The organism is Neisseria sp. P0001.S005 (assembly GCF_051963715.1).
On record NZ_JBQCTZ010000418.1, the window covers coordinates 1 to 1,104 of the forward strand.

Below are 1,104 nucleotides of genomic sequence, written 5' to 3' on the forward strand. Positions count from 1 at the left end.
CCGGCGATAGAGCCTACGTGACCGTTGAATACAACGTATTCAGGTTGTTCAGCAATCGCTTTATCCATATCGAAAGGCTGCAGGCCTTGAGCACCTTTTTTACCTTTAGTATAGAAGTCGCCTTGTACGATGTAGAACTCTTTGTCCACTTTAGGCAGACCTTCTTTAGGTTCAACCAAGATCAAACCGTACATACCGTTGGCGATGTGCATACCTACAGGAGCAACGGCACAGTGGTAGATGTACAAACCAGCTTGCAGTGCTTTGAAGCTGAAGGTAGAAGTGTGGCCTGGGGCAGTAAAGGTAGCTTCTGCACCACCGCCTGGGCCGGTTGCAGCGTGGAAGTCAACGTTATGAGGAACAGTAGAAGAAGGATTGTTAGAGAATTCAACTTCAACAGTATCGCCTTCACGTACACGGATCATTTGACCTGGAACGTCGCCGTTGAATGTCCAGTAGTGGTACTCAACACCGTCTTCCATGGTCATGGTTTTTTCAACAGTTTCCATTTTAACGCGTACTTTAGCCGGATGATCGCGATCAGTTGGAGGTGGAACTTCCGGAGCGTGAGTTACGATAGCATCGATTACAGGCAATTCTGAAGAAGGAGTCTCGGCAGCAGCTTGTGAGTCAGAAGCAGCAGCAGGGGCTTCGGCAGAAGCGGTGGCAGCCGGAGTTTCAGCTGGTTTAGCAGCTTGTTCGCCGCATGCGGCCAGTGCAAATACAGAAGCGATAAGTGCAGCTAAGGTTTGGCGTTTCATGTTTAAAGTTTCCTTATTGTAAGAAAAGTTAAGTATCCTGATAGGATGGTTTGAAATTTTGTATGATTATGTAGGCGCTTGTTTGGGTATATTTTGACATAAATCAAATTGTTCAATGAATATGAATCTTTTAATCCTTAAATACTCCTTTAGTAGTATAAAAAACTAAACCGAAAAGTTTATTTTTGTGTGAAAATGTTAGTGTGGGCTTAACACAAAATATAACAAAGGAGGAGTTATACAGGATAATGGGAATCAATATCATGTAAGTTAATGGTTTTAAAGGAATATTATTGACAAAATATTTCTTTACTTTTAAAACCGTGATACAATCTTTAACATT

General features: G+C 42.3%; 1 protein-coding gene. It reads right to left on the minus strand.

All coding sequences use genetic code 11. The features are described from left to right. Positions 1-761, minus strand: a 761-nt coding sequence (gene nirK, locus ACTHSP_RS20725) for a copper-containing nitrite reductase (RefSeq protein WP_440346850.1), incomplete at its 3' end; no start/stop codon positions are given. Between the last annotated feature and the right edge of the window lie 343 nt (positions 762-1,104).